A 26,476-nucleotide genomic window follows, 5' to 3' on the forward strand; every position below is an offset into this window, starting at 1 on the left:
GCGGGCCGCTCCGGCGGGTAAACATCCCACCCGGAGGGGCTCCGGGGAAGCGGCGGAACCCGGCCGTACGAGCTCTGTGACGTGTTCCGTACGCCGCTGTCACACGCGGTGCGGTGCGGACCCGCGGTGATCCCGGATCAGGGTGTCCCGGCCATGAAGTCGGCGACCAGCTCCGCAGGATTGGCGCTCGAGGTCAGCTCGAACATCGTGTCCGGGTCGAACATGTCGTAGAGGACCACCGGGACCGGCCGTCCCAGCACCTCCACGATCCGGCCGCTCTCGTGGAGGTGTCCGGCCGTCGCGACGCACACCTCGTAGAACCACTCGACCAGCCGTTCGTCGCGACCGTCCGGCTCGTCGTCGTCCTCGTACCAGAGCCCCCGGGACTCGGCCTCCCGCCGGTGCGACCGCGCGCCGTCGGGATCACGCCCGACGATCCTCACCCCTTCGAGCCCCGTCTCCGGGAAGAACGCGTAACTCCAGCGCGCCTCCCAGGCGTCCGGCGTCTGCCGCGCCGACAGCGTGGCGTCGGCCTCGGTCGTGTAGCCGATCGCCAGGTACGGAAACCGCGGATCCTGATCGACGCTGTCGATGCGGAACGTCACCGCGTGGATCCCGCTGTCCGCCGGGAATCCCCCGACGACCTCGCGGGCGACCCGTTCCACATGTTCCTGAAACGTCATGTGAGCCCCTCCTCGACCAGGTCGGAGATCATAGACGCAGCCGCCGCCCGGGCCCGCTACGGTTCCAGGTCGGTCGCGAGGCGGGCGTGCAGATGACAGTCGCGGAAGGCGTCCCGGCGGCCCTCCTCCCACATCGCGCCGCGCAGCGTCCCCTCGTAGCGGAAACCGCACCGCTCGGCGACCTTGCACGACGCCTCGTGACCGACGGCGTGGTCGAGTTCCAGGCGGTGCAGGCGCAGTCCGCTGAACACCCAGCGGGCGGTCAGCGTCAGGGCGCGGGTGGCGACACCCTGGCCGCGTGCCTCGGGCAGTACCCAGTAGCCGATGGAGGCCGACCGCATCGCGCGGTCGATCCGGGCGATGCCGACGTGTCCCAGCGGTGTGCCGCTGTCGGCGTCCTCCACGCAGAACGACGCGCCGGTCCCGGCGTCGGCAGCCTCGGCCTTGCCGTGCAGGGTGGCGCGGGCGGCCGTCAGATCCGTGACGGGACGCAGCGGAGTGTTCCAGCGCAGGAACTCCGGGTCGGAGCAGCCCCGGAGGAACGTTTCGACATCGGCCTCGTCGGCAGGGTTCCACCGACGGAGCCGCAGGCCGCGGCCGCGTATGGGCGGGGTGAGGGTGGGCGTGGGGGTCTCCTGTGTCATTCGGTCATTGAACAACAGGGGGTGGGGCGGACGGCTGGAATTTCGCGGAGGCGGAGCGCCGGGGGCCGCCGCCGAAGAACACCCCGTCGTTGATCCGTTCCGACTGTACGAACTCGAACCGGCGGCCAGGGTGCGCGCCGACGAACGCGAACATCAGGCCGCGGTCCGCGCCGTCGTCCTCCAGGACCCCGTCGGGCAGGGGCGGCCCGTAGACGCCGCCGCGCCTGATCATGCGGTGCAGACGCACCTCGCCGGCCACCCCGAGCATCTCGGACAGAGCGCTCTTGACCCGCGGCGCCTTCTTGAGCGGACCGTCGTTTCACTCGTTCGTCGATTGCGCTTCCGGTCGAATCCGCCCGGCGCCGTGAAGCTCTGCGGTGGCCAGGTACCCGGTGCCGGAGTAGACCGGAAGAGCACTGTCCTTCGGAGCGCGAAGGAGGCGACTCGGTGGTCGACACCGACGAAACCGCTGGCACCGGTGACGCCGGGACCGCGACATTGGACGCATTGTTCACCCAGGCACCGGTCGGGCTGGCCGTGCTGGACAGCGAGCTGCGCGTCGTACGCATCAACACCGCCACGCCCGCCATGCAGGGCATGCGCGAGGAAGAGGTCGTGGGGCGCAGGTTTCCGGCCTCGCACCATGTGGTCGACGGGGCCGCCGCCGAGGCCCTCGCACGGCAGGTACTCGAAACCGGCGTGCCCGTGCGCGAGCGGATCGTACGAGCACGGCCGCCCGCTCACGGCGGTCAGGAGCGTTTGTACGAGGTGTCCGCATTCCGTCTGCTGGATCGTGGCGGTGCGGTGCTCGGCCTGAGCATCACCGTCGTGGACGTGACCGAACGGGAGAGGGCCCAGGCCCGGCTCGCCGTACTGGACAAGGTGCGGGAGCGCGTGGGGGGCACGCTGGACATGGTGGCGACATGCCAAGAACTGGCCGACGCGCTCGTGCCGGCCTTCGCCGATGTCGCGGTCGTGGAATTGGTGGACGCGGTCATCGCGGGGGACGAGCCGCCGCCGACGCCGAACCTCAGCCGCCTCACACTGCGCCGGGCCGCCTTCCGGAGCGCCGCGGGGGAGGACCAGCCCCAGGCCCATCCGCTGGGGCACGTGGGCATCCTGCCGTTCCCCAGCCCCTACAGCCTGGCTCTGGGGGAGCGACGCCCCGTGACCGTCTCCATCGCTTCGGAGGCCGCCTGGCTGGACGCCGACCCGGATCGCGCGCGGGCCATCCGCGCGTCGGACGTCCGCACTCTCCTGGCGGTCCCCTTGACGGTGCGGGATGCGGTGGTGGGGCTGGTCAGCCTGTACCGCACCGCTCAGGGCAGCCCCTACGACGACAACGACGTCCTCCTGGCCCGTGACTTCGCCCGGCACGCGGCGCTGTGCATCGACAACGCCCGTCGCTACGCACGAGCCCACTCGGTCGCCGCCACCGTGCTCCGCCACATGCCTCCTCTGCACGTCGCTTCCCAGACGGCACTGGAAGTGGAGGGAATGGCACGCCCCGGCGAGGACGAGAGCGCGTGGTACGACACCATCCCCCTGTCCGGCGCGCGGACGGCTCTGGTGGCGGGGGCGGTCTCCGGGGGAGGCATCCACGCCACGGCGGCCATGGGCCAGCTGCGTACGGTGATCCACACCTTGGCCGCCCTCGGCCTGGAGCCCGCCGACCTGCTCGCGCGCCTCAACGACACCGTGAAATTCCTGTTGACGGAGCGGGGATCGTCCGCGACGGGCAGCCGGACGCTCACCGCCGGATGCGTCTACGCCGTGTACGACCCTTTGACGACGGTCTGCACCATCGCCCGCGCCGGCCACCCCGGCCCGGTCATCGCCCACCCGGACGGTACGGTCGACCAGCCCGAGATCCCTTCCGGGCCCCGGCTCGGCAGCCCGGACGATGCCCCTTTCGCCGCGACCGAGATCCGCATCCCGAGCGGCAGCGTGGTCGCCTTTCCCGCCACCGCCGCACTGACCGCCCAGCTGACGAACACCACCAGCCTTCTGCGCAAAGGCCCTTCACTCGCCGACGTGATGCTTCATGAGCTGTGCGACGACATCCTCTGCGCTCTCCCGCCCGACGCCGTGGCCGGCGGCGCCGTCCTGCTCCTGGCTCGCACCCGTGCCTTTCCGGCCGACCGGGTCGCCACGTGCCCGCTCGACAACGTACTCACCGCCGCCGCATCGGCCCGGGGCTTCACCGTCGACAAGCTCTCCGGCTGGAGAGTGGCGGCGGAGACGGCGTTCAACGCCGAACTCATTGTCAGCGAGCTGGTCACGAACGCGGTCCGTTACGGCAGCCCGCCGCTGGAGTTGCGCCTGATCCTGGACCGCACCCTGACCTGCGAGGTGAGCGACGCGGGCGCCAGCGCGCCACACCTCAGGCACGCCCGCACCACCGACGAGGGCGGGCGGGGGCTGTTCATCGTCGCGCAGTTGGCCGAGGCATGGGGAGCCCGTTACTCGGCCGAAGCGAAGACCATCTGGACCGAGCAGGCACTGGAACCGACGTGAGCGAGGCCTGCCGCTGAGCAGACCTGGACGGGCCGGCCCTGGACCGCGGACGAGGGCCGCGTCGTGGAGTGAGACGGATCACATGCCGGACACCGCATCCCTTTGTGTCGCTGTGGAGTCGGACCAGCGAACAGGATTGTTTAAGGGGTAATTAAGGTGACCAAGCGCACTCTTTTGGCGACGGCCGTACTTTGCGTGACGGCCGTGACGACGCTCACCGCGTGCGGAGACGACAAGAAGGCCGAGGACAAGGGCGCGGGCACCGCTGCCTCCGCCACTCCGTCGCCCGCCAAGCCGGCGGATCCGTTCAAGGGACTGACCGCGGCTCAGATCTCCGAAAAGGCCCGAGTGGCCATGACGAAGCTCGACTCGTTCAAGGTCAAGGGCGGGATGACCGTCGACGGCAAGCAGATGACCTTCGACTTCTCCGTCGCCAGGAAGGGCGACTGCCAGGGCACCTTCACCTCCAGGGGTGCGTCCGCCGATGTCCGTCAGGCCGGCGGCCAAACCTATATGAAGGGTGACGACAAGTTCTGGCAGCAGATGGGCGGTGAGCAGGGCTCGTCGGCCGAGGAGACGAACGCCCTGACGGAGTTGCTCAAGGGACGTTGGCTCAAGATGCCGGCGGGCGACGGGCAGGCGGACGACCAGTTCCCCTTCTGTGACATCGGCGCGATGTTCGAGAAGGACAAGGAGGAAACCCGCCTCACCAGGGGCGCGGACACCGAGGTCAACGGCACGCCCGCCGTGACGCTCACGGGGAAGGACGGCGCCGAGACGCAGACCCTCCTCATAGCGGCCGAAGGAGAGCCCTACGCGCTCAGGATGTCCGCCAAGGGCGGCAAGGAGCCCGGCTCGTTCGACTTCTCGGCGTTCAACGAGCCCGTGACCGTCACGGCCCCGCCGGCCGGTGAGGTCATGGACCCGTCCAAGCTCAAGGGCTGACGCCCCGGGCTCGCCGCCGCCCCCGTCCGCAACACTCGATACCGGATCAGCGGCGGATGAGGCCGAGGCCGGTGGCTGCGGCCACGGCGGCCGTGCGTGAGTCGACGTCGAGTTTGGTGTAGACGCGGGCGAGGTGCGATTTCACCGTTCCCTCCGTGAGATGGAGGCGCACGCCGATCGCCTGGTTGGACAGGCCCTCGGCGACCAGGGCGAGGACCTCGGTCTCACGAGTGGTCAGTGCGGTGCCGGGCGCGCGCAGCCGGTTCATGAGCCGTGCGGCGACCGTGGGGGCCAGGGCGGTGCGGCCGGCCGCGGCGGTGCGGACGGCGGCGGCCAGTTCCTCGGGCGGTGCGTCCTTGAGCAGGTAGCCGGTGGCCCCGGCTTCGATGGCGGGCAGGGTGTCGGCGTCGGAGTCGTAGGTGGTGACGATCAGCACCCGGGGACCGCCGGGCCGGGCGGTGATGGCGGCGGTGGCCTCGGCCCCGCCCATGCCCTTGCCGAACTGGAGGTCCATGAGGACGACATCGACGTCGCCGGCGGCGGCCCGGGCCACGGCGTCCTCGGCGGTGGCGGCCTCGGCCACCACGGTGAGACCGGGTTCGGTCTCCAGCACGGCGCGCAGACCGGCCCGGACGACCGGGTGATCGTCGGCCAGGAGAAGGCGGATGGGAGTGGCGGTCACAGGCAGGCCTCGGGCTCGGTCTCGGCGGACGGGGTCAGGGGCAGCCGGGCGGTCACGCTGGTGCCGTGCCCCGGGACGGACGCGACGGTCAGGGTGCCGCCCAGGGCGTGGGCGCGTGCGCGCATGGTGGTCAGACCGAACCCGCCGCCTTCGGAGCCGGAGTCGGAGTCGGGGCCATAGCCGGAGCCGGGGCCCGATCTGGGGCCGGGGCCGGAGCTGGGGCCGAGGTCGGGGCCGGGGCCGGGGTCGGAGCTGGGGCCGAGGTCGGGGTCGGGGCCGAGGTCGGGGTCCAGGTAGGGGCTGGAGCCGCGGTCGGTCTCGGTGTTGGTGTCGGGCAGTCCGTCGGCGTCGAACCCCGTGCCGTCGTCGACGACGTCGAGGGCGATCCGGCCATCCGTGTAGTCCAGGGTGATGTCCGCGCTGGTGGCCCGTGCGTGCCGGACGGTGTTGGCGAGGGCGGACTGGGCTATGCGCAGGAGTGCGACTTCGTGCGCGGTCGACAGCGGTGCCGGGGTGCCGGTGAGGTGGAAGCGCACGATGAGCCGGTGGCGGGCACCGGTGGTGGCGCACAGGCGTCGCAGCGCGTCCGCCAGTGTGGCGCCGTCCAGGGCGGGCGGCGCGAGGGCGGCGACGAAACGGCGGGCCTCGGCGAGGTTGTCCACCGCGGTCTGGCGGGCCTGCTCCACGTGCCGGGCGGCGGCCTCGGGCCCGTCGGGAAGAACGCGTTCGGCCGCCCGGAGCAGCAGCTGGATGCTGGTCAGGCCTTGGGCGAGGGTGTCGTGGATCTCGCGGGCCAGGCGTTCGCGTTCCGCCAGGACACCGGCGGTGTGCTGGGCGTCGGCCAGCTCGGCACGGGTCGCGGTGAGCTCCTCGATCAGCCGGCGACGATGCTCGCTCTCCCGGTACAGGGCCTGATAACCCCGCACCACGGCGACGGCCACGGCGGCGCCCAGCGCGGGGCCGATGGCCATGGCCGGGCTGAAGACGTCCTGGTGGGCCGCGAAGCCTGTGATGGCCGCGATCGCGGTGGCCGCCACCGTGACGAGGCCGGCGCGTCGGGACAGCAGGTGCAGCTGGAGGAAGTAGAGCGGAAAGGCGACCCAGACGCCGTCGGCGGACAGGGCCAGCAGCGCCAGCCAGACCACGCCCACGGCGGCCAGCCACAGTGCGGCGGCCCGGCGCGACCCGCGGACGCGGGGCAGGAGCGGCCCCACCGCGTAGACCAGCGCGCAGAGCACCGCCACGGCGACGATGAGCCCCGAGTACGGCCGGCTGTCGGCAACGGCGCGGACCGAGGCCAGGGCGAGCAGGGCGACGACCAGCAGGTGGAGGCACCAGGCCAGGGCCCGGGTGGTCGGGGTCGGGGTGAGGGCGGTGGTGTTCACGGTCCTCACAGGCTAAGGAAGGCCGGGGGCTTACGCCTCTGCCGAAAGTTACAACTCGTGTGCCGCCTTTCGACCTCCGGAATGCCGTCCTGGGCCGGATGCCCGTGCGGCGGGCTTGCGGCGACGGTGGAGGCATACCGCTTCCACCGCAGGAAAGGGCAGGACCGAGGCCGTGTTCGTCGCCTGGAGAGACCTGAGGTTCGCCAAGGGGCGCTTCGCCCTGATGGGGACCGTCATCGTACTGATCACCCTGCTGGTCGGGCTGTTGTCCGGCCTGACCGCGGGCCTGGCACGGCAGAACACCTCCGCGATCACGTCCCTGCCCGCCGACAGGATCGCCTTCGGCGCACCCGGCGGCGGGCAGGCTCTGGCATACGCCGATTCCACCGTCACCGAGAGGCAGTGGCAGCAGTGGGCCGGGACGCCGGGCGTCACCGCCGCCGAGCCACTGGGGATCACCACCACCAGGGCCACCGCGGGAGCCAGGAGCGCCGGGGTCAGCGTCTTCGGGGTACGGTCCGGCTCCTTCCTCGCGCCGGACGGGGGCATGCTCGACGACCACACCGCGGTGCTGACCGCCACGGCCGCCGACGAGCTGGGCCTGGAGCACGGGGACGCCTTCGTCGTCGCCGGGCAGCGGCTCACCGTCGGTGCCGTCCGCGGCGACGCCCACTTCAGCCACACCCCGGTCGTCTGGACCGACCTCGGAGTCTGGCAGCGGACCGCACCGCCCACCGGCGGCCGGCCCTCCGCGACCGTGATCGCCCTGCGCGCGGCCGCCGGCACCGACGTGAAGGCCGCCGACCGGGCCGCGGGCACGAGGACGGTCTCCAAGGACGACTCGCTCTCCGCGATCGGCTCCTACACCTCCGAAAACGGCTCCCTTCAGTTGATGCGCGGATTCCTTTTCGTCATCTCCGCGCTGGTCGTCGGGGCCTTTTTCACCGTGTGGACCATCCAGCGCAGCGGCGACGTCGCCGTGCTGAAGGCGCTGGGCGCGTCCACGGCGGGGCTGCTGAAGGACGCGCTCGGTCAGGCCGCCGTCCTGCTCGTCTGCGGGACGCTGACCGGCACCGGCATCGCCGCCGGCATCGGTGCCGCCGTGGCCGGCTCCGCCGTGCCCTTCGTCCTGGACCCCGCCACCGTCCTCGTATCGGCAGCGGTGATGGTCCTGCTCGGCGTGCTCGGGGCCGCCCTGGCCATCCGCCGCATCACCTCCGTCGACCCGCTGACCGCCCTGGGGAGCGCCCGATGAGCCTGACCCTGACCGGTATCACCCTCACCTATCCCGACGGCGACTCCCGTCTGACCGCCCTCGACCACGTCGGCCTGGACGTCCCCCGAGGCACCCTGACCGCGGTCGTCGGACCTTCCGGCTCCGGCAAGTCCAGCCTGCTCGCCGTAGCCGCCACCCTCATCAGCCCCGACGCCGGCACCGTGGCCGTCGACGGCATCCGCACCACCGGCCTGTCCCGCGGCGAGCTGACCGAGTTGCGCCGCCACAAGATCGGCATCGTCTTCCAGCAACCCAACCTGCTGCCCTCCCTGACCGCCGCCGAACAACTCCAGGTCCTGGCACACATCGCCGGCCGTCCGCCGGCCGAGGCGCGCGGCCGGGCCCTTGAGCTGCTCGACGCCGTCGGCCTGGCGGGCTTCGCGCACCGCCGCCCCCACCAGCTCTCCGGCGGCCAGCGCCAGCGCGTCAACATCGCCCGCGCGCTGATGAACGATCCGACCGTCCTCCTGGTCGACGAGCCCACCAGCGCACTCGACCATGAGCGCGGCGCCGCCGTCGTGGACCTGATCACCCGCCTCACCCGCCGACAGGGCACCGCCACCGTCCTCGTCACCCATGACCGAGCCCATCTCGCCGCCGTCGACCAGATCGCCGAGATCCACGACGGGCGCCTCGCGGTGTCGACACCGACGGGCCCCGACGGCACCCATGGGACGAATGGGACGAACGACCCGTGTGATCCGCCGCCGCGACAGGGAACGCTATGAACGGGAGCAAAGACGTGACGCTCGGGACCTGACGACATCAGTGGCGGTGAAAACCATGGCCGTACTGGACGAGAACGGACCGGAGCCACCCACCCCGCACGCGGACCCCCGAGGGAATCCGCTCCTCCGGACGCAGTTCGTCATACCGGCGCGCCCCCCGACCTTCCTGCGCCGCGAGAGACTGCACAAACACCTCGGTGAGGCCCTCGCGACGCCGCTGACCGTGGTCGACGGAGCCGCAGGGGCGGGCAAGACGCTCCTGGTCGCCGACTGGGCCGCGGCACAGGAAAGGCCGGTCGCCTGGCTCACCGCCCGGCTGGCGGGCAAAGGATGCGGAACCTTCTGGGCCTACCTCCTCCAGGCACTGCGCCTGGCCGACGTGCCACTGACCGGTGACATCGGCACCCCCGCCGGGCCCGGCCGCGTGGACGACGCGCTTTTGACACGCCTCGCCGGAGAGCTGAGCGCCAGGGACGCACCGGTCGTCGTGGCGATCGACGACTACGACCAGGCGACCGACCCGGAGATCGCGGATCAACTGGACTTCGTGCTTCAGCAGGCGGGCCGCGGCATGTGCCTGGTCCTCGTCACCCGCACCGAGCCGCTGCTGCCGCTGCACCGCTACCGGGCGGCCGGCGCGATCACGGAGATCAAGAACGCCGAGCTGGCCTTCACCCCCCGCGAGGCAGCCGAACTACTGACCCTGCACGGACTGCAACTGCAGGCCGACGACGTCGGCGCCCTGGTGAAGCGCACCCAGGGCTGGGCGGCCGGACTACGGCTGTGCGCCCTGGCCGCCCAGGGACAGACGGATCCGCGTGAGTATCTGAAGGGGTTCGAGGCCGACCGCACCACGATCGCCGACTACCTGATCGCCGAGGTGCTGAAGCGGCAGAGCCCCAGGACGCAGGATCTGCTGCTGCGGACCAGCATCCTGGAACGCTTCCGCCCGGACCTCGCCGACGCCCTCACCGGGCGTACCGACGCCGGACTCATCCTGACCGAGCTGCACCGCGAGAACGCGTTCGTCGAGTACCTCGGGCACGGCTGGTTCCGGTTCCACCCGCTGTTCGCGGAGATCCTGCGCGCCCACCTCAGAGTGTGCTGCCCCCGTCTGGAACCCGAACTCCACCGCCGTGCGGCGCACTGGCTACGACGCTCGGGAACCCTCGACGAGACACTCGGCCACGCGGTCGCGGCCGGAGACTGGGAAGCCGCCGCCGACGCCCTCGTAGACGACCTCGCCATCGGCGAGATCTTCACCGGCCTCCGCTCCGACGCGCTGTCGGAGCTGTTCTCACCCATGGGGCCGGAGCCCACGAGTCCCGCCACGGACCTCGTCCGCGCGGCCCAGCACCTGTCCCGGTGCGACCTCGAGCGCGGCCTCAGCTGCCTGGAACGGGCCGAAGACGCCCTGGCACGGCAGAACGGACCGTCCGCGGACGACGGACCCGGCCCGGCCGCGGCCCGGCTGAGCTGCGCCCTCCTGGAGACCCTGGCCGCACGACTGACCGGCTCCCCAGGGCGGGCGGAGGCGGCCGCCCGGACCGCCGAGCAGCTGCGGAGCGAGGTGCCCGGCCGGCTTCTGGAAGACCATCCCGAGCTGATGGCTCTCCTGGTCACCCACCTCGGCTCCGCCCGGCTCTGGGCGGGCCGCTTCAGGGACGCGCGAGCGGCCCTGACCACGGTGGCCGACTCCGGCCGCGCGGCACCTACGGCACATCTGCGCGAGGAGTGCATGGGCCACCTGGCCCTGATCGACTACCTGAACGGCTGGGCGGGAAGAGCCGAGCGCAAGGCAGCGGCCGTGGTCGCCGCGGCCGACCGCTGCGATCCGCCGCCGGTACCCGGTCCGGGGCTGGCCTCGCTCGTCCTTGCCGCGGTGGCCGTGGACCGCAACGAACTGGACCGGGCCGAGACACTTCTGGACGCCGCGGTGGACGCCGGGCACCCGCTCCTGGATCCGGTCGCGCGAGCCGTCCACGTCCTGGTGAGCGGCCGTGTCCTGCTGGCCAGGGGCGACGCGCGGGCCGCCCTGGAGGCGGCGGACCGTGCCGTCGTGGCCGACGTGGCGTCCCCGTGGGCCGAAGCCCACACGACAGCGGTGGCCGCCGCCGCTCACCTCGCCGAGGGCCGGCCGGAGATGGCCGTCAAACTGCTCGAGGAGGAGCCCGACGGCGAGCCAGTGTGTCTGGCGGGAGCCGTGCGGGCGGAGCTGGCCGCGGGCAGGACCGGCGCCGCGATCGAACTGCTGGAGCGAGTGCGGCCACAGAGCCAGGTCGGACCCGCGATCACCGTGGGGACCGCATTGGCCCGGGCGCAGGTGGCGGGCGAAGTGGGGGACCTCGCCACCCAGCGCAGGCTCGTGGCCCGGGCCCTCGAGGAAGCCCGGCGCGAGCGGCTGCGGCGCCCCTTCCTCGAATCCGGACCGTGGCTGCGGACACTGCTGCGCACGGTCCCGCTGCGCGGACTGGCCGAGGGGTGGCTCGTACCCGGATCACCGTCATCCGGTCACCCGGAGCCGGTCCGGGAGCGGCCGCCGCTGCCGGTGGTGCGGGAACTCAGCGGACGCGAACGCGACGTGCTGCGACGACTGGCCCAGATGATGTCGACCGAGGAGATCGCCGCGGACCTGTACGTGTCGGTCAACACGGTCAAGACGCACATCAAGAGTGCCTACCGGAAACTGGCCGTGAACCGGCGTCATGACGCGGTGCGTCGTGCCCGCGAACTCGGGCTGCTGTGACGTTGACATGGAGGCGGTCGTGACCGCGGCTTCCGACGGCCATGCGCGGCGAGGCGCGGTATCGGAGCCGGTATCCCCTCCTGGGGGTGAAGCCGAGCGGTGTGCGAAGGGCACAGGATCACCCTTACAGCGAGTGGTACGCCTTTTCCGAGGCACGTGGGGGAGAGCACCTCATGCGCTATGAGATCCGCGTCGACGGACAGATGACAGAGACGCTGGCCAAGGCGTTCCCTGAACTCGACCACGTGGTGATGTCCGGGCAGACCGTCTTGTTCGGGCCGGTCGTCGACGAGGCGCAGCTGTTCGGTCTGCTGGCCCGCTGCCAGTCGTTGGGCCTGCACGTACTCGAAATGCGGCAGATGCCGGAGTGACCCGCCCGCCGATCCGCCGGCCGCCTCTTCCTCGGCCCCCGCCGGACCGCCCGGCCCGGCACCCGGCCCCGGATCACCCGCACAGGGTGACGCGGACAGCGACGGGCCGGCGGGACGCTGGTCCGGTGAGGTCCCCACACGGGCCCCGCCGGGCCGTCCGGATACGAACCCTCCCATCACGCGAGGAGGAGCCATGACCGAGTCTCGTGATCACGGGGCGTATGCCGGAGCGGAGCAGGATCCCGGCGGGGCCCCCTCCATGGCCGCCACCGAACCGTCGGACGTGCTGGCGAAGCTCGGCGGCTCCTGGACGTGGATCCTGGGATCGGCCGTGACCACCCTCGTGGCCGGCATCCTGGTCCTCGTCTGGCCGGACGCGACCCTGCACGTGGTGGCCGTCGTCATCGGCCTGTACCTGCTGGTGGCAGGGGCGTTCCGGTTCGTCGCGGTCTTCGGCAGGCAAGCCCAGGGGGACCGGCTGCCGGTACTCCTCGCCGCCGTGCTGTTCGTACTGGCCGGTGTGCTGTGCCTGCGCCACCCGCTGCAGACCATCACCGCCCTGTCGCTCATCGTGGGTATCGTCTGGCTCGCCTCCGGCATCCTCACCCTCTACACGGCGATCGCGGTCCGTGGCCTGCCGCATCGCGGCTTCGTGGCCGGCAGCGCGGTGGTCGGCATCGTCGCGGCGATCGTCGTACTCGCCCTGCCGGCTGAGTCGGCCCGCGTACTGACCCGGCTGCTGGGCCTGTGGCTCGTCCTGCTCGGCCTCGCCGAGGCCGCGCTCGCCCTCGCCTGGCGAGCCGCACTCCGCAGGTCGGGCCTCACGGGTGCGAACGCCCGCGGCGCACATCCCTGAAACGCCGCTCGGAGCGCCGACCGCGGTCCTCGCCGCCGCGAGCGTCCGGGCCGGCCGGCGGTAGGGCGGCGCACCGCCCCGCCGGACCGACCCGGCGAGCCCTGTTCACCCGCTTAGGGTGAGGCGGCCGGGCTCCTGCCCGGCGCACGCTGAGTACGGTCCAGAACGACTTCCGGGCTCTCAGCCGGGACGGAGGAATCCATGAGCGCGCAGACCAACCTCGCGTATGACTATCCGGTGCTGGGCTTCTTCTGGTCCATGCTGGTCCTGTTCCTGTGGATCATGTGGTTCATCCTGCTCTTCCGGGTCATCGTCGACATCTTCCGAGACGACGACCTGGGCGGCTGGGGAAAGGCCGGCTGGACGATATTCGTCTGCATCCTGCCGTTCCTGGGCGTGTTCGTGTACCTGATCGCCCGCGGCAAGGGCATGGGGAAGCGGGAGATGGAACACGCCCGTGCCCAACAGCAGGCAGTCGACAGCTACATCCGCCAGACCGCCCTGGGCGGCGCCGGCACCAGCAGTGTCGACGAACTCGCCAAGCTGTCCGAGATGCGCTCCCGCGGCGACATCACGAACGAGGAGTTCACCCGGGCGAAGGAACTGGTCCTGGCCGGCCGCAGCCCGTCCGAAGCAGCGGGAGCCACCCCGTCCGCCTCCCCGAGCTGACAGCCTCCCACCCAAGGAGAGACGAAACGGCAACATGCCACCGGGGGAGAGGAGAAGCGGCGCCATGCCACCGAGGGGGAGGAGAAACGGCACCACGACGGCCGCCCCAGGCCCCGCCAGGGCCTGGGGCGGCCGTCCTGCTCGGGCGATAGACGGGTCCGACTCCTCCTGCACCGTCCATGGCACCCCGACCGGGAGGGCCTGGGACGCCTCCCCGATGCCGCGCCCCGGCAGCACGACGACCGAGACCGCGGCCAGGGCGCGAAGAAGCCAGTCGACCGCCCAGGGCATCCGGCCACTACGCGTCGCCAGGCCGGCCGGGCGCACCCAGGAGCGGGAAAGTCCTCTCCTCCTCCGTGACATCGGCCGGCACAGCCGTCGGCCACGCCCGGTCCGCCCTGTCCGGTCCGGGCGGCTCCGTAGACCGCCAGGCATCCATGGAGGCATCCATGTCGAGCAATGAGCCGACGAGCGCCGGGCAGCAGCCGCGTTCCGAAGCGTGGAAGACGGCACTGACCCTGCTCCAGATGGCGAAGCCGCTGTCCATCCCGGAGGGGGCCGAGGCGATGACCGTGATCGTCGAGTTCCCGCCGGGCGACCCGGGCACCCCTCCACACCGGCACTCCGGTCCCGCATTCGGCTACATGCTGGAAGGGGAGATGCTCTTCGAACTCGAAGGCGAGCCGGAGCGCGTGATCAAGGCCGGGGAGACGTTCTGGGAGCCGGGTGGGGACGTCATCCACTACCAGGACGGAAACAACCGGACGGACTCCTGGAGCCGCTTCCTGGTGACGATGATGTGCGCGCCGGATCAGCCCATGCTGACCCTCGTCGACGACGAGGAACTGGAGCGGCGCAAGGACCGCCGGGCCCCCCGCCCCACCTGACGGCGCAGGCGCGCACCCCGTCCGTCAAGCCTCCTCACGGACGATCAATTCCAGGAGGAGACGGTCAGTGTCGTCCTTCCCGAAGAGCGTTGCTTCGTCAACCGGCGTGAGCGGAAGCGCCGTTGGGAGGCGGGCCTGGACCCCTCCACGGGCGAGCCCTGGCGATAGCCGCCGCGGAGGGCCGCCTGCCGCATCGGCCGACCGCAGGTGTGTCCGAGAGCGGTTGCGGGACCCCGGGCGGCGACCGCCCCTCCGCGGCCGCGGGCGGGGCTCAGCGGTCGCCCTCAGTGGGCTGCCCGCCGAGGGCCGCGCGGGCGGGGCTCAGCGGGCCGCGGGGTTGCCCTGGTGGGTGAACGCGGCCCACAGGTGGATCTCGTGCAGGTCGGCGCGGGTGGCCTCGCGGTGCAGCGGGTCGCCCAGGCCGGGCGGGGGCCGGCGGTCCGGGTCGAGCATCCACAACTGGGCTGCCCGCAGCGCGTCGCCGGGAGCCAGACCCCGGCCGGTGAGGAAGTGGTGGAAGACGGCCATCATCAGCGCGGTCGCGCTGTCGTCGACCGCCCAGCGGGAGCCGACCACGTCCGCCGCGCCCCGCGCGACCAGGGCGGTGGAGAGAGTCAGCGCCTCGTCGTGGTCGCCCGTACTCAGGTCGGTCTCGCAGGCGCTGAGCACGACCAGCGGGCCGTCCGGGCCGGGCGCCGCGGCCGCGGCGTGGTCCAGGATCCGGGCGACGGTCAGCTCGCCGTCGGCCAGGGACAGCGCCGATCGCGTGGGACTCGGACCGGCCACGCCGTGGCAGGAGACGTGCAGGACCGACGCCGGCCGATCGCCGCCCGGCAGCACGGCCAGCAGGTCCTCGCAGCTCCCCGGCGCATCCGGCACGCCCTCGGCCACCACGAACTCACCGTAGCGCCGGGCGTCCGGGTAGCAGGCCGAACGCAGCGCCTCCGTCTCGATCTCGGCCCATGTCAGGCTGAGCCGCGGATCACTGACCAGCACCGGGAGCCCGGTGGCGGGCAGCCGGTCACGGGCGGCGGCCCGCAGGAACTGCGCCCCGGACGGCGCGTAGCTGAACACCGCGTCCTGGCAGGCGTACCGGTGGCCCCCCAGCGGAACGTGCGTGCGCGCCGCGTGCCAGGGGACGACCCCGAGGGGACCACAGGGGATCAGCACGATCCGCGGCGGCCGGCCGAGGGGTTCCAAGGAGTCGAGGACCGGCCCTACGGCGGCGGGCCACGCCCAGTCGCACAGCTCGCCCAGTGCCGCCTGCCATTCCTTCTCGGCGGCCTCCCGCGACGCACGCGACGCGTCCGGGTCGGCCGCCTTGCGGGAACGGTCGGCGGCGGCGGCGAGGTAACGCTCCAGCTGGTGGCTGCCGGGGGAGAGCAGCAGCGGCAGGGAGACCACGGCGGGCTCGGCACCGCCGGGGCGCAGGATCAGCGCGCGGCCCGGGATGTGGGGGCGGAAGCCTTCGCCCGGGACCAGGTAGACCAGCGCGTCGGCCCCCGAGACGGCCAGCGCGGCGGTCAGCGCCGCGGCGTCCGGAGTACGGAGCAACTCCCGCGCCCCTGTACCGTTTCCCGCTCCCAGCGCGGCGAGCGCCTTGCGCCGCAGGCTGCTCGGCAGCTCGGCACCGGGGGCCGGGGCCACCACCACGGCCGCCCCCCTCGGCCGGAGTGAATCCCTCTCGCCCCGATCCCACTGGCCTGGGGCCGTCTCGCCCTGATGTCCCCGGACTTGGGCCTGCTCGCCCTGACGTCCCCGGCCAGGGTCCTTCTCGGCCGGGTGTCTGTGGCCTGGGTCCTTCTCGGCCGGGTGCCCCCGGCCAGGGTCCTTCTCGGTCAGAGGTCCGCAGCCCGCCTCCCCCTCGGCCGGGTGTCCCCGGCCCGGATCCTTCTCGGTCAGAGGTCCGCGGCCCGCCTCCCCCTCGGCCGGAGGCCCCTCGTCGGCGTCCCCCTCATCCCGGTCCTCTTCGCCCGTACCCTGCTGGAACGGATGCCGCGGTGCCTGCGCCCGCCACCGCTCGGCCAGGTCGGAGTGACCCCGGTCCGCCAGCAGCAGGGGCACGCCGTGTGCGGCCGCGGCCGTCTGGAGCACCAGGGCCCGACCCAGCTCCAGCGCCTCCACGGCCTCGGCGGGGCGGTGGTCCTCGGCGCACCGCAGGGCCAGCCACAGCACGTGTCCGGTCGCGGCCCGGGCCACCGACAGCGAGTGTTCGGCGCCGAGTTGGAGGAGGACATCGGCGGCCATCAGTTCCAGTGCCTCGCGGCGGGTGTCAAGGCTCGCCTTCCGGTCCTCGGTCGCGCGCCCGCCGCCGGTCGTCGCGCTCATCCAGTACGCCCCGGACAGCTCCGTGAGTACCTCGACGTTCAACGGAGGGCCATAGCCTTCGGCGGCCAGGGCACGGACCCGGCTCAGCTCGGCGATGCACGGGTCGAGCAGGCTGAGGTCACTGCGGTGGGTGGTCGCACGCAGCATGACCTGGCCGAGGGCGAGCCTGAGCCGGGCTTCGTCCCAGGGCGACGTCCGCGATTCCCCGATCACCCGGTGGACCTCCCCGATGGCCCGGTCGACGACCTCGCGGCGGGGGTCGGCCCTGGCCAGCTCGATCATCAGCTGGGCCCGCACCGCGGGGAAGTACGCCGCGTAGAGCGGCGCGATCGTGCCCGGATCGATCTCCACCGCCTCCCGCAGATACCGCGCGGTGGCGCGGAGATCGGCCTGGTCTCCGGTGCGGGCGCCGCGCTCGCAGTGGGCCATGCCGAGCGTCCCGGTGACGACGAAGCGCGTGACCGCGTCGGGCGCGGGGGAGGCGTACCGGCCGCTCAGCGTCCGGATCAGGTCCTCTGTCGTGCGGGCCAGCGCGGCCTGGTCCCGGCTGCGGCGGGCCAGTTGGGACCCGGTCAGGAGGCTGAACAGCGCCTGGACGTCGTCGCGTTCATCGGCGGCGGACAGCCTCTCGGCCATCGACTGGGCGGCGGCACCGTCCTGGAGGCTGCCTCCGAGTGCGGCGGCGGTGGCGATGCGGTGGGCGAGGAGGCTCGTCAGGTACCGCCGGGCGGCCGCGGCCCCGTCCGCCGGAAGGGCGTCGATCCACTCCCGGAGCCATGCCGCGCTGCGCTCCACTCGCGCGATCTCGCCGTTCGACACCCACAGGTTGTCGATCGAGGTGGCAAGGATCAGTTCCAGGCTCAGCTCACGCCGCCAGACCCCACGCGCCGCGGGATCGGGATCCGGGCGTATCGAGGCCTCGTCCACCTCGCCGAAGTCCAGCGATTCGGGCATCCGGAGGTTTCCCGCCACCAGCAGGGCCGCGTGGAACTTGGCGACGCGGATCCGCTCGGGTGTGTCCGCGGGCAAGGCGAGCAGGGCCTCCCTGGCCGCCCGCGCGGCACCGCGGACGCGTTCGACGAGCGACCGGGTATCCGGCCGGCCCGATCTGAGTGCGACGAGCAGTTCCCGCAGCGGGGCGAACTCCCGCTCATCCAGTCCCAGTTCCGTCAGCTCCCGGCCGGCGTCGGTCATGGAGACCGGGGATTCGTGCACGGTGACGCACAGCCACTCCAGCAGGCGCGCGACACGCACCCCGTCCCGGCGCGCCCAGGCCACCATCTCCTGGACAGCGCCGGACAGCGCCTCCGGCACGGGCTCCCCGCGGGACCCGGCTGCGGCCGGCCCCACCGCATCCCCGCCCTCGTCGCCCTCTCGGGGTGGAGGCGGCGTCTTCCCCTCGGGCGGGTCGGGGAGCGAGGACAGCATCGTCGCGACGTGCTCCATGAGGGTCAGTACGCTCGCCCGCATCGTCAGGTCACCGGCCACGATGCGGGCGAGAACGTTCAGGGCCTCGGTCAGCTGTTCCCGCAGGGACTCGGCCAGGGCGGGCGGACCCGAGCCGTCGCGTGCCTCCGGCGGAATCCCCGGCGGGATGAGCAGCCCGGCCAGGTTGCTACGGGCCATGATGGCGAGCCGGTCGTCCAGCGGCCTGGCACGGTCGGTCCACCGGAGATGGCTCAGGGCGGCCGCCCGCTCCCGCCGGCCGGCGTTCGGCCGGCCCCCGAGCCGCACCCGTAGCAGCAGCCCGAGCCAGGGCACGACGGCCGCACGGGCCGGGTCCTCCGCCGGTAACAGCCTCTCGACCGTGGCCAGATGCTCGATCACGAGCGGCAATGCGGGCAGCCTCGGATCCTTCCGCGCGCCGGGCCACAGCTCGTGCGCCTGGCGAACGGCGACGGCGGCCCAGGCACGGAGCCCCGCGAGGTCCTCCCCGCCGTGGTCCCGCCGCTTCTCGTCGGCCATGCATCCCCCCGGCGACCGATGATCCCAGCCCCACTTCCCCGCAACGGTCCGCGGCCGGGCGGGCGTGCTGGCTGATCGAGAACAGGTTAGTGCCTTGGCCATCACCCGACACCGGCCAGTCCGCGGGCCTCCCAGACATTCCGCGCCGGTGCGCGGCTACCGGTCCTCGTCCGTGACCTCCAATGCGCCTCGCGCCAGGCCGATGAACGAGATGTAGGCCTCCCGGAAATCCTGGTACGCAGCGTCGTACTCGCCCCGCCGCCGGTCACTGTCGTCACCGATGAGCGCCTTGAGCAGCGACTGCACGCGCCGCGCCATGTCCCGCACACGGTCCGCAGCGGCGGAGACCTCGCCGGGACCGTCGAGCCGGACCTCGTGCATCGCCCGGTTCATGTCCCCGATGGCCGGACCGATGCGCTCGTACATCTGCTCCAGGAGCCGATCCCTGCGGTCGCGGTCCTGCGTCGCGTCGACGTCATCGATCTGCCACGTGATCGCAGAGAACGCGTGCGCGCAGCCCATCATCTCCCGGTAGGCGGACCGGCGGCGGTCCCGCTGCTCACGAAGGGCCTCCGCCCGCGCCGCCGTACGGGCCTGGACCAGCGCTGCACGCGACGCCGCCTGCGCGGTGATGTAGCTGGCGCCGAGCGCGGTCAGCGCGGTGAGGATGCCGACCCACAGTCCGCTGTTCGCCATGGCCGAAGAGTCTGTCAGCCGGGGTGTGAGCGAGACAGTCCCGGGGACTGCTTTCAGCTGGGACGGGAGCCGCCACGGCACTTACGTCAAGGTCCCACGAGTCGATCGACGATCGCCGCGGCCTCGCCTACGCCCCCGCATGCCCCGCGCCGTCCTCCTCCCCCTCATAGCCACCGGCCCCCGGAGATGTCATGGCCACAGGGACCCACCGGAGGGCGCCGTCGGCCCGTGATGCAGGATCGACCCATGACCGACACCAGCAGACGTACCGTCCTCGCCTCCGTCGCGGCCGTCGCCGCCGCCCTGCCGACCCTCAACGCCGTGATGGGCAACGGCGCCACGCCCGCCGCGGCAGCCGACCTGTACAAGTCGAACACCGACCTGTACACCCGCACCGCCGCCAAGGAGGGCACCGACTGGATGCGCCGGTTCCGCATCGGCGCGCCGGCGCAGCTCACCGACAACGCCCGCAGCACGAGCATCCCCGTCAGCAGCACGGCGGTGATCGCACCGCACGGCGGAGGGATCGAGGCCGGTACGAGCGAGCTGTGCATGGCCGTCGCCGGTTACACGCCCTTCGACGCCAACACCGACCCCGCGACCGCGGCGGTGGACGGGGAGCCGCAGCGGGACTACTGGATGTTCGAGGCCCTGGCCAACTCGTCGGCGCAGCACGTCACCTCCACCCACTGTGACGACCCGGCCGCCCTCGCCGCCTGCGCCAACAACCTGTACGCCGTCTCTCTGCACGGCTTCGACGACACAGCCGTGAAGAAGATCATCATCGGCGGCCGGGACGAGCGGCTCAAGCGCAACCTGCTGGCGGCCTTCACGAAGTACGGTCTGACCTCCCCCGCGACCAACCCCGACTGGAACGTGACCGTGGTCTTCGCGGGCGCCACCGACCCCATCAACGGCGACGACCCGGCCAACATCGTCAACCGCACCCGCACCGGTGCGGGTGCCCAGATGGAGCTGTCCACGGCGCTGCGCGAGGCGATGTTCGGCGACTTCTCCGGTGGGGCCAAGCGCAGGACGACGGCCGGCGTGCCGAGCACCGACAGCCCCTACGCAGACCACTTCTGGAACGGTTTCGTAGGCGCTGTCCGCGAGGCGATCAAGAACCACGAACTGGGCCTCGACTCCCTGTAGGCCTCGCGTGATCCGGTGAGACGTGAGCCCCCCCGGAAGCCTCCACCACCCGCCCTCCGGTGGGAACAGGTCCCTGCCGGCCGTGTCCTCGTAGTGGCTCCAGGACACCCGCACCAAGCGGTCGGGAGGGAAGTTCATCGTCAACCGCAGCCGCGAATCGAGTGGGCGCCCGACCGGCAGGGCTGCCACATGCCGCAGAGCCTGCTTCCGCAACCACCGGGAGTCGTCACCACCCATCCCCGCAGAGTGCACGGACGCCTTCCGTCACGGCACCTCGAAATTCGGGGCTCACGCCATCGAGCCGTAGTCCGGTCAATCGTCGGCCATGACGTCCGCGTCGGCCGTCGGTACGGGCACTGAGTACGGATACTCATGACAGCCGCCGACGGTGGGCACGAAGATCCGCGACATGAACATGAACGGGGCGGGACCGGTTCGGCTGGGGATGTTGCCGGTGGCGATGTTCGCCGTGCTGGTGGCTGGTTGCGGTACGCAGCGGGCAGGAGACGTGACCACCGGGGGTGCGCCGCCGACGGCTGCGGCGACTCCGAGCGTCCCTGCCGACCACCTCTGCCCCGGCGAGCGCCCCTCACCCCCTCCGTCGTCCACCCCGACGAGTACCACGCCGCCGACGGACCACTACGCCGAGAACCACGGCTTCATGGTCCCCTTCAAGCTGCACGGTGACCGCCGCTGCCAGGGCCTCGCCGTCGTCGGGCGGGTGAAGAAGGCACTCCGACCGCTGCGGGAGAAGGGCGGTTTCACGCCCGAGACCGTCTCGCACACCATCACGGGCCTGGGCTACTCGAAGGTGCGGACGTACGCGGACGGCTCCGGCGTCGGGTTCCTCATCGAGGTGGACGACTACCCGGTGTGCGTGGAGGGCGCAGTGTCCCCCGTCGCGACCGAGGCGGACGCGTTCGGCGGTTATCCCGACCACACCGGGTGCGAGCAGCCCTCAGGTGGTCACTGAGCGTACGCGGGAGCGCGGTTCACACATCACGCGCGGGCGACGGCCGGCCGCGGGCGACCTACGGCCGTGCGCGCGGGCTACGGCCGCCGGGCCCGCTCACGGTCCCGGACGACCCAGCGACCGGCGCTCTGCCGACCGTATCCGCCCCACGTCATCCCGGGGGGCGCCGTCACCGCCGCCGCTCCCCTCATCCGGCTTCGATGCCGATCCGGAGGGCGAGGGCGGGGGAGAGGGCTCGGCGAGGGCTAGAGCGCGGCGAGTTCGCTCAGGACCCGGGCCGCCGCTGCCGGCTCGACCAGCCACTTCAGGTGGCTGCTGGTGAGTGTACGCACGTCGTAGGGGTTCTCCGGCGTCAGCGCGTCGCCCTCGCGGATCATCCGGTCCTGCATGGCGAGCGGCACGCTGGTGTCCTCGGTCAGCCGGATGTACGACTTGGGGATCCGCCCCCAGGTGTCGGCCCGCGCCCGGTCGTCCGGGGTGCCGACGTCGAGGTTCTCGTCGGGCTGGAAGGTGTTGAGGAAGACCATGAACTCCTCGTCGGTCCCGTCGGCGAGGAGGGCCGCCTTGAGGGCCGCGAGGACGACGGGGTCGGCGGTTCGGAAATTGGAGCGCAGCAAACCGAGTTCGGCAGGGTTCCCGGCCATCGCCGAGGCCATCCCCGTGTGGTCGACGGTGGCCATCTCGGGCTCGGCGTAGTAGGCACTGACGTCGAGGTCGACGGGGCACCAGGCGGAGACGTAGACGATACGGTCGATCAGATCGGGCCGTTGGTTGGCCGCGACCGTGGCCGTCATGCCGCCGCGGCTGTGGGAGACGAGGATGACGGGCCCGTTCTGCTTGGCCCGCTCCAGTATCCCGATGAGGTGCGCGGCGTTGTCGGCGAGCGTGACGCCCTTGATGGCGCCGGGCGTGGTGGCGAGCCCTTCGAGGTCCTGCGGCGCCTGGTAGGCGCGCGGGTACGTCGCGGCAAAACCGTGCCCCGGAAGGTCGACGGCGACGGATCGGTGTCCGAGGAGGCCGAGTTCGGCTTGGAGCGGCGCGAAGGAGAAGGAGCTCGCGAAAGCCCCGTGAACCAGTACGAACGTCGGTTGCATCAGTCTGCTCACTTTCTGGCCTCTGCGGCGTCGGCGGCACGCGCATCGCCCGTTCCGGCGCCGCGAACCACCTCGCGTCCCAGGCCGGGGAACGAGTCGTCGTCCCGCGGCACACCATCACCGCCGCGGAGGCGTCTTCAAGCATGGCAAGCGCCAGCGGTCAAGCGCGGAGTCACGGGCGTGGCTTACGAACAGCCGCCCATCGGCCGCTCCGTCACAGTACTCATTCAAGATCATCCGCACTACTCGGACGACTCATTCCGCTTGTGCACTTCGCCGCCGACGGCGGACAGCCGCAGGGACTCGGACGCCCGCGTTCCGTATTGACGCGGCCAGCTATGTGCCCTGGTGGCCACGCCCCAACCTGATGCTGTTCAACAGGACCACGAGGCAGCCTGGACGACACCGACCAGGCATTCGTCCCGTCACGAATGCCGTGGCGGGTCACCGCCACGCCGGCGCCGTGAATCTTTGCTGTACCTGTTCCGGCGGCCCGCAAGACGCTAGCGTCGAGTCCCATGATCGTATGGCTCAACGGCACCCATGGCGCAGGCAAGACGACGACCAGTGCGCTCGTGCAGCAGCTGATCCCGGATTCACGGGTGTTCGACGCCGAGAAGGTCGGCGAGACACTCATGGACATCACACCCGGGCTTCCCGCGACGGACAACTTCCAGCACTGGCCGCCATGGCGGCCGCTCGTAGTCGAGACCGCCCGACGCATCCTCGACTACACCGGCGGCACTCTTGTGATGCCCATGACTGTCCTGGTCGAGCAGTACTGGCGCGAGATCAGCTCGGGACTCGCCCAGCATGACATCCCGGTCCGGCACTTCGTCCTCCATGCCGACCAGGACACCCTCCGTGGGCGCATCGCGGGCGACACCGTGCTTGGCCCCGACTCCCCGTTCCGTCTGCGATACCTCGAGCCCTATGCCGAGGCGGCCCGCACCTGGCTGCACGCCGAGGCCGAGGTCGTCGACACCACGCACCTCACACCCGCTCAGGCCGCCCTGCAGATCGCGGAGGCCGTGACAGCGGGTCCCGCTGGTCTGACCGGCCCTGGGAGCGGGATGACCGGAAGCCGCTCGGACCGGCCGGACCAGCCGCCCACGGTGGAGGCCCGGGTGGCGCGGCTCCCGGAGGACCGACCGACTCATCCGGCCCGATGATGCGGTGCCCGGCGTGCCTCGGCCGGCTGTTTGCTCGTAGTGACGATGGGTTCGAGGCCGCCCCCTGCCGCACCCTGGGGTGAGCTGCTGGGCCTGTCTCCGGGCCTGTACGCATGGCTGTCCGGTCGACACCCGCATCAGGGAGGGGGACGATGGACGGAGCGGCGCCTTTCCGATCAATTCGGCGCCACAGCCGTACATCCGTTGTCGCGCTGTGGCTGGAGGGACCACTCCCGGAGCGCTGGCGCGACGACTTGCCCCGTGCTTCCGCGGCGCCCGCCACTCAGCGCGAGGGAGGACACCCATCATGGCCCGGCGCATCCGACGCAATGCCGTCAGCTCGCTCGTCGCTTCATCGTTCGTCCTGGGAGTCACGGTCGGCCTGACGCCTGCCGCCACCGCGGCACCCGCTCCGGGGACGTGCACGGTCAAGACCGAGACCAACGGGACGCGGGCACTGTCCCGCACCGACGGTGAATTCATCCAGCCGCGCGCCAGGATCAGGCCGCGGACGGGCGACGGCCCGCTCGAGGTCACCCAGGAGGGGCAGGGCGTCGTCATGCGCATACCGCTCGAAGGCGGCAGCCGGCTCGTGGTCGAACTGACCCCGGACGAGGCCAGTGCCCTGGCCGACGAACTCAGGAACGTCGGCAACGACGATGAATCCACTCTCTCGCTGAGCGCCAAGGCCAGGATCAGGCCGCGGACGGGCGATGGCCCGCTCGAGGTCACCCAGGAGGGGCAGGGCGTCGTCATGCGCATACCGCTCGAAGGTGGAGGCCGGATCGTGGTCGAACTGACCCCGGACGAGGCGAGTGTCCTCGCCGACGAACTCAATGACGTCGGCGGCTGATGCCGTACCGGATCACCGCGCGCCTGGGGTGGGTGGGATGGGCCGCTCCTGTCTGGGTCGCTTTGCGAGTGGACGCGCCGTTGCGTACTCGGTACCAGCTGTCGCGGACGGGACGGTCTGCTCGGCAGCGACGACGACCGCCTCTGTGCCTTGGACGCGGGCAGTGGCAAGAGGCGCTCGACTGTTGGAGCCGACAGTGCGGGGGTGTCACTGATGCTCGGGGAAACCGACCTGGTTGAGGTAGAGGGGCATCTTGTCGTCCGCGACGGCCCGGTCTGCCGCCGCCGGGGTGATCCTGGCCGCCTTCCCCTCGAAAAGGCTGTCGACGGGCTCGCCCAGGTTCCCCTGAAGGGACATGGAGGAGAAGACGAAGGGCAGTCCGTTCGAGGCGAGCGGGTCCGGCCCGTCCATCACCTGGAAGTGCAGATGCGGGGCGTCGCTGTTGCCCGAGTTCCCGAGCTGCCCGATCTGGGCGCCGACAGCGACCTGCTGACCGGCGTGCACTCTGCCTCCGGTCGAGCCGGGCTTCAGGTGGGCGTACAGGACGTACTCGCCGTTGCGCAGCCTCTCGACGACGTGATTGCCCGCGTAGTCGTCGAGCGGGAGGTTCGCCGGAGACGTGCCCGGCGTGGAGTCGGGCAGGTTGTCGACGACCGAGACGATCTCGCCGGCGGCGGCAGCCCGGACGGGGACGCCGTAGTACGGATAGCTGCCCACCTTGTCCACCGCACCGGTGTAGAGCCGGTTGCCGGAATCCAGGCGCACGAAGTCGATGGCGAACCGTTCGGCGAACCGAGCGGTTCCGTCGAGCGGGGACACCGCGGCCCGGTGCGGAGTCACCTGCTCGCAGCAGCCGTTGCCGTCGAGCCAGCCCGCGCCGGCGAGCGGTGACCGCAGGACGACCGGATGCCGGTCGGGAACCGTCATGGCGGTGACCGACTCCGTCAGCCTCTTCGGGACGATGCCGACCGCCTTCGGATAGGTCACCGAGACGAGGTGCCGCAGCCGCAGCGGGAACCGCGTACCGGTGGGGAGCACGGCATCGATCCACACCCGCCCCTGCCGCCCGGGCGACAACTGGTCGGTCGGTGCGGCGTCCGGTGCCGAACCGGACGGCCGGAAATGCGTCTTCAGTGAATTCCCGGTCAATTTCAGCAGCGTGCGGTGGCCGTTCTGTTCCGTCACGCTCACCGAAGTCAGCGTGGCCGGCAGCGGACTCTCGTTGACGAGGGTCAGTTCGTACGCGAGGTGTGTCCTGCCGTCCGTGCCCCGGACCGGAACGGGCACGGTCGTCGGCGACGCGACGACCGGCGTGATCGCGGCCTGTCCGTCATTCGTTGCGAGAGAGGGCGCGGCGGCCGGCATCGGGGCCGCGGCAGCGGAGGTGAGGCCGAGCCCGAGCCCCGTTCCGAGCAGAGAAACAGCCGCCGCGGCCGCACACGCGCGGCCCTTCTTTCGTGTCCTGTGCATATTCGATTCCCGGTGCGGTAACCGATCTCCGGGGAGGAAACCGAAATCAGGTGGGAATTAGTTTCCGCTGCAAAGATCGGGCATGTCGTCCCACTGTGTCAGTGTGCCATTGCTTTCGACGGTAGGCGGAATGCCTTGCCATCGTGACGGTCTGCTGGAGGGTTGGGGCTCCTGAGACCGCAGTCCATCGACCGGGGGACTGGCCGTCCACCGACCGGGAGGGGGCGTCCACCGACCGGGGGAGGGGGCGTCCATCGACCGGGGGAGGGGGCGTTCACCGACTGCACGCAAACCGATCGTCAAGCACGACGGTCCGAGCCCTACCGCGACGCACACGGATCCCCCCTCCTTCGGTCCCCGGACGTCGCGGCCGAACCCCCGGCG

The 26,476-nt window shown here is 71.7% G+C and carries 20 protein-coding genes and 3 pseudogenes; 14 read left to right on the forward strand and 9 right to left on the reverse strand.

Annotated features, from left to right (window positions below; all coding sequences use genetic code 11):
* Positions 1 to 137 precede the first annotated feature (137 nt).
* The 3 genes from JK361_RS08120 to JK361_RS08130 are packed head-to-tail and all read right to left on the reverse strand — an operon-like array spanning position 138 to position 1,595.
* Positions 138 to 683, reverse strand: coding sequence for a hypothetical protein (locus JK361_RS08120; protein WP_201814949.1), 546 nt, complete (start codon positions 681 to 683; stop codon positions 138 to 140).
* A gap of 56 nt (positions 684 to 739) precedes the next feature.
* Entirely contained in the window at positions 740 to 1,327 is a 588-nt protein-coding gene (locus JK361_RS08125) for a GNAT family N-acetyltransferase (protein WP_201814950.1), read from the reverse strand.
* Positions 1,328 to 1,331: 4 nt separating this feature from the next.
* Entirely contained in the window at positions 1,332 to 1,595 is a 264-nt protein-coding gene (locus JK361_RS08130; protein WP_236052538.1) for a hypothetical protein, read from the reverse strand.
* Positions 1,596 to 1,774: 179 nt separating this feature from the next.
* Between JK361_RS08130 and JK361_RS08135 the strand changes: the two genes are divergently transcribed.
* Positions 1,775 to 3,844 (forward strand): SpoIIE family protein phosphatase, encoded by a 2,070-nt coding sequence (locus JK361_RS08135; RefSeq protein WP_201814951.1) that lies wholly within the window; start codon positions 1,775 to 1,777, stop codon positions 3,842 to 3,844.
* Between the two features lie 156 nt (positions 3,845 to 4,000).
* Positions 4,001 to 4,789, forward strand: a complete 789-nt coding sequence (locus JK361_RS08140) for a hypothetical protein (RefSeq protein WP_201814952.1) — start codon at positions 4,001 to 4,003, stop codon at positions 4,787 to 4,789.
* Positions 4,790 to 4,835: 46 nt separating this feature from the next.
* On the opposite strand, the gene JK361_RS08145 is transcribed toward JK361_RS08140, so the two are convergent.
* Together JK361_RS08145 and JK361_RS08150 are read right to left on the reverse strand one after the other, a co-directional pair.
* Positions 4,836 to 5,471, reverse strand: a complete 636-nt coding sequence (locus JK361_RS08145; RefSeq protein WP_201814953.1) for a response regulator — start codon at positions 5,469 to 5,471, stop codon at positions 4,836 to 4,838.
* The gene (locus JK361_RS08150; RefSeq protein WP_201814954.1) at positions 5,468 to 6,856 is read right to left on the reverse strand and encodes a sensor histidine kinase; all 1,389 of its coding nucleotides are present in this window, start codon (positions 6,854 to 6,856) and stop codon (positions 5,468 to 5,470) included. Before JK361_RS08150 ends, JK361_RS08145 begins: the two co-directional genes overlap by 4 nt.
* Positions 6,857 to 7,028: 172 nt before the next feature.
* Here JK361_RS08150 and JK361_RS08155 point away from each other — a divergent pair, with 172 nt between their 5' ends.
* The 7 genes from JK361_RS08155 (at position 7,029) to JK361_RS08185 (ending at position 14,389) form a co-directional block, all read left to right on the forward strand.
* A complete protein-coding gene (locus JK361_RS08155) occupies positions 7,029 to 8,111 on the forward strand; it encodes an ABC transporter permease (RefSeq protein ID WP_201814955.1) in 1,083 nt (360 codons plus the stop codon).
* Positions 8,108 to 8,860 carry an ABC transporter ATP-binding protein gene (locus tag JK361_RS08160; RefSeq protein ID WP_201814956.1) on the forward strand — a complete coding sequence of 251 codons (753 nt, stop codon included), beginning with the start codon at positions 8,108 to 8,110 and terminating at the stop codon, positions 8,858 to 8,860. Before JK361_RS08155 ends, JK361_RS08160 begins: the two co-directional genes overlap by 4 nt.
* Before the next feature lie 55 nt (positions 8,861 to 8,915).
* Positions 8,916 to 11,606, forward strand: a complete 2,691-nt coding sequence (locus JK361_RS08165; RefSeq protein WP_201814957.1) for a winged helix-turn-helix domain-containing protein — start codon at positions 8,916 to 8,918, stop codon at positions 11,604 to 11,606.
* A 173-nt stretch (positions 11,607 to 11,779) separates the two neighbouring features.
* Complete coding sequence (locus tag JK361_RS08170) at positions 11,780 to 11,977, forward strand: DUF8691 family protein (protein ID WP_201814958.1); 198 nt, start codon at positions 11,780 to 11,782, stop codon at positions 11,975 to 11,977.
* 193 nt (positions 11,978 to 12,170) lie between these two features.
* Positions 12,171 to 12,833 (forward strand): HdeD family acid-resistance protein, encoded by a 663-nt coding sequence (locus JK361_RS08175; RefSeq protein ID WP_201814959.1) that lies wholly within the window; start codon positions 12,171 to 12,173, stop codon positions 12,831 to 12,833.
* A 201-nt stretch (positions 12,834 to 13,034) separates the two neighbouring features.
* Entirely contained in the window at positions 13,035 to 13,502 is a 468-nt protein-coding gene (locus tag JK361_RS08180) for an SHOCT domain-containing protein (RefSeq protein WP_201814960.1), read from the forward strand.
* A gap of 449 nt (positions 13,503 to 13,951) precedes the next feature.
* Positions 13,952 to 14,389, forward strand: coding sequence for a cupin domain-containing protein (locus tag JK361_RS08185; RefSeq protein WP_201814961.1), 438 nt, complete (start codon positions 13,952 to 13,954; stop codon positions 14,387 to 14,389).
* A 321-nt stretch (positions 14,390 to 14,710) separates the two neighbouring features.
* Here JK361_RS08185 and JK361_RS41090 read toward each other — a convergent pair whose 3' ends face one another.
* Entirely contained in the window at positions 14,711 to 18,682 is a 3,972-nt protein-coding gene (locus JK361_RS41090) for a CHAT domain-containing protein (RefSeq protein WP_236052539.1), read from the reverse strand.
* Between the two features lie 156 nt (positions 18,683 to 18,838).
* A complete protein-coding gene (locus tag JK361_RS08195) occupies positions 18,839 to 19,378 on the reverse strand; it encodes a hypothetical protein (RefSeq protein ID WP_201814962.1) in 540 nt (179 codons plus the stop codon).
* A 246-nt stretch (positions 19,379 to 19,624) separates the two neighbouring features.
* Here JK361_RS08195 and JK361_RS08200 point away from each other — a divergent pair, with 246 nt between their 5' ends.
* Both JK361_RS08200 and JK361_RS41095 read left to right on the forward strand, forming a co-directional pair.
* On the forward strand, positions 19,625 to 20,530 hold the full coding sequence (locus JK361_RS08200) for a poly-gamma-glutamate hydrolase family protein (RefSeq protein WP_201814963.1): 906 nt from the start codon (positions 19,625 to 19,627) through the stop codon (positions 20,528 to 20,530).
* Positions 20,531 to 21,038: 508 nt separating this feature from the next.
* Positions 21,039 to 21,503 (forward strand): hypothetical protein, encoded by a 465-nt coding sequence (locus tag JK361_RS41095; protein ID WP_307787215.1) that lies wholly within the window; start codon positions 21,039 to 21,041, stop codon positions 21,501 to 21,503.
* Positions 21,504 to 21,748: 245 nt separating this feature from the next.
* Here JK361_RS41095 and JK361_RS08210 read toward each other — a convergent pair whose 3' ends face one another.
* Positions 21,749 to 22,597: an alpha/beta fold hydrolase gene (locus JK361_RS08210; RefSeq protein ID WP_201814964.1), complete on the reverse strand. Its 849-nt coding sequence runs from the start codon at positions 22,595 to 22,597 to the stop codon at positions 21,749 to 21,751.
* A 518-nt stretch (positions 22,598 to 23,115) separates the two neighbouring features.
* On the opposite strand from JK361_RS08210, the pseudogene JK361_RS08215 reads away from it, so the two are divergent.
* The 3 pseudogenes from JK361_RS08215 to JK361_RS41105 form a co-directional block, all read left to right on the forward strand.
* Positions 23,116 to 23,631, forward strand: a pseudogene (locus JK361_RS08215) (AAA family ATPase); the annotation flags it as partial.
* 619 nt (positions 23,632 to 24,250) lie between these two features.
* Positions 24,251 to 24,418, forward strand: a pseudogene (locus JK361_RS41100) (DUF3117 domain-containing protein); the annotation flags it as partial.
* A 60-nt stretch (positions 24,419 to 24,478) separates the two neighbouring features.
* Positions 24,479 to 24,622 (forward strand): annotated as a pseudogene (locus JK361_RS41105) (DUF3117 domain-containing protein); the annotation flags it as partial.
* Positions 24,623 to 24,829: 207 nt separating this feature from the next.
* Here JK361_RS41105 and JK361_RS08225 read toward each other — a convergent pair.
* Positions 24,830 to 26,092, reverse strand: coding sequence for a M23 family metallopeptidase (locus JK361_RS08225; RefSeq protein WP_201814965.1), 1,263 nt, complete (start codon positions 26,090 to 26,092; stop codon positions 24,830 to 24,832).
* Positions 26,093 to 26,476 lie beyond the last annotated feature (384 nt).

The sequence above is a fragment of the Streptomyces musisoli genome, assembly GCF_016741855.1.
GTDB classification, from domain to species: Bacteria; Actinomycetota; Actinomycetes; order Streptomycetales; family Streptomycetaceae; genus Streptomyces; species Streptomyces musisoli.

Excerpts from the sequence above, each read along its gene's own strand:
- JK361_RS08185 (WP_201814961.1), top strand. The coding sequence starts at position 13,952 with ATGTCGAGCAATGAGCCGACGAGCGCCGGGCAGCAGCCGCGTTCCGAA.
- JK361_RS08195 (WP_201814962.1), bottom strand. The coding sequence starts at position 19,378 with ATGGCGAACAGCGGACTGTGGGTCGGCATCCTCACCGCGCTGACCGCG.
- JK361_RS41090 (WP_236052539.1), bottom strand. The coding sequence starts at position 18,682 with ATGGCCGACGAGAAGCGGCGGGACCACGGCGGGGAGGACCTCGCGGGG.
- JK361_RS08165 (WP_201814957.1), top strand. The coding sequence starts at position 8,916 with ATGGCCGTACTGGACGAGAACGGACCGGAGCCACCCACCCCGCACGCG.
- JK361_RS08210 (WP_201814964.1), bottom strand. The coding sequence starts at position 22,597 with ATGCAACCGACGTTCGTACTGGTTCACGGGGCTTTCGCGAGCTCCTTC.
- JK361_RS08225 (WP_201814965.1), bottom strand. The coding sequence starts at position 26,092 with ATGCACAGGACACGAAAGAAGGGCCGCGCGTGTGCGGCCGCGGCGGCT.
- JK361_RS08130 (WP_236052538.1), bottom strand. The coding sequence starts at position 1,595 with ATGCTCGGGGTGGCCGGCGAGGTGCGTCTGCACCGCATGATCAGGCGC.
- JK361_RS08170 (WP_201814958.1), top strand. The coding sequence starts at position 11,780 with ATGCGCTATGAGATCCGCGTCGACGGACAGATGACAGAGACGCTGGCC.
- JK361_RS08125 (WP_201814950.1), bottom strand. The coding sequence starts at position 1,327 with ATGACACAGGAGACCCCCACGCCCACCCTCACCCCGCCCATACGCGGC.
- JK361_RS08175 (WP_201814959.1), top strand. The coding sequence starts at position 12,171 with ATGACCGAGTCTCGTGATCACGGGGCGTATGCCGGAGCGGAGCAGGAT.
- JK361_RS08160 (WP_201814956.1), top strand. The coding sequence starts at position 8,108 with ATGAGCCTGACCCTGACCGGTATCACCCTCACCTATCCCGACGGCGAC.
- JK361_RS08180 (WP_201814960.1), top strand. The coding sequence starts at position 13,035 with ATGAGCGCGCAGACCAACCTCGCGTATGACTATCCGGTGCTGGGCTTC.
- JK361_RS08200 (WP_201814963.1), top strand. The coding sequence starts at position 19,625 with ATGACCGACACCAGCAGACGTACCGTCCTCGCCTCCGTCGCGGCCGTC.
- JK361_RS08120 (WP_201814949.1), bottom strand. The coding sequence starts at position 683 with ATGACGTTTCAGGAACATGTGGAACGGGTCGCCCGCGAGGTCGTCGGG.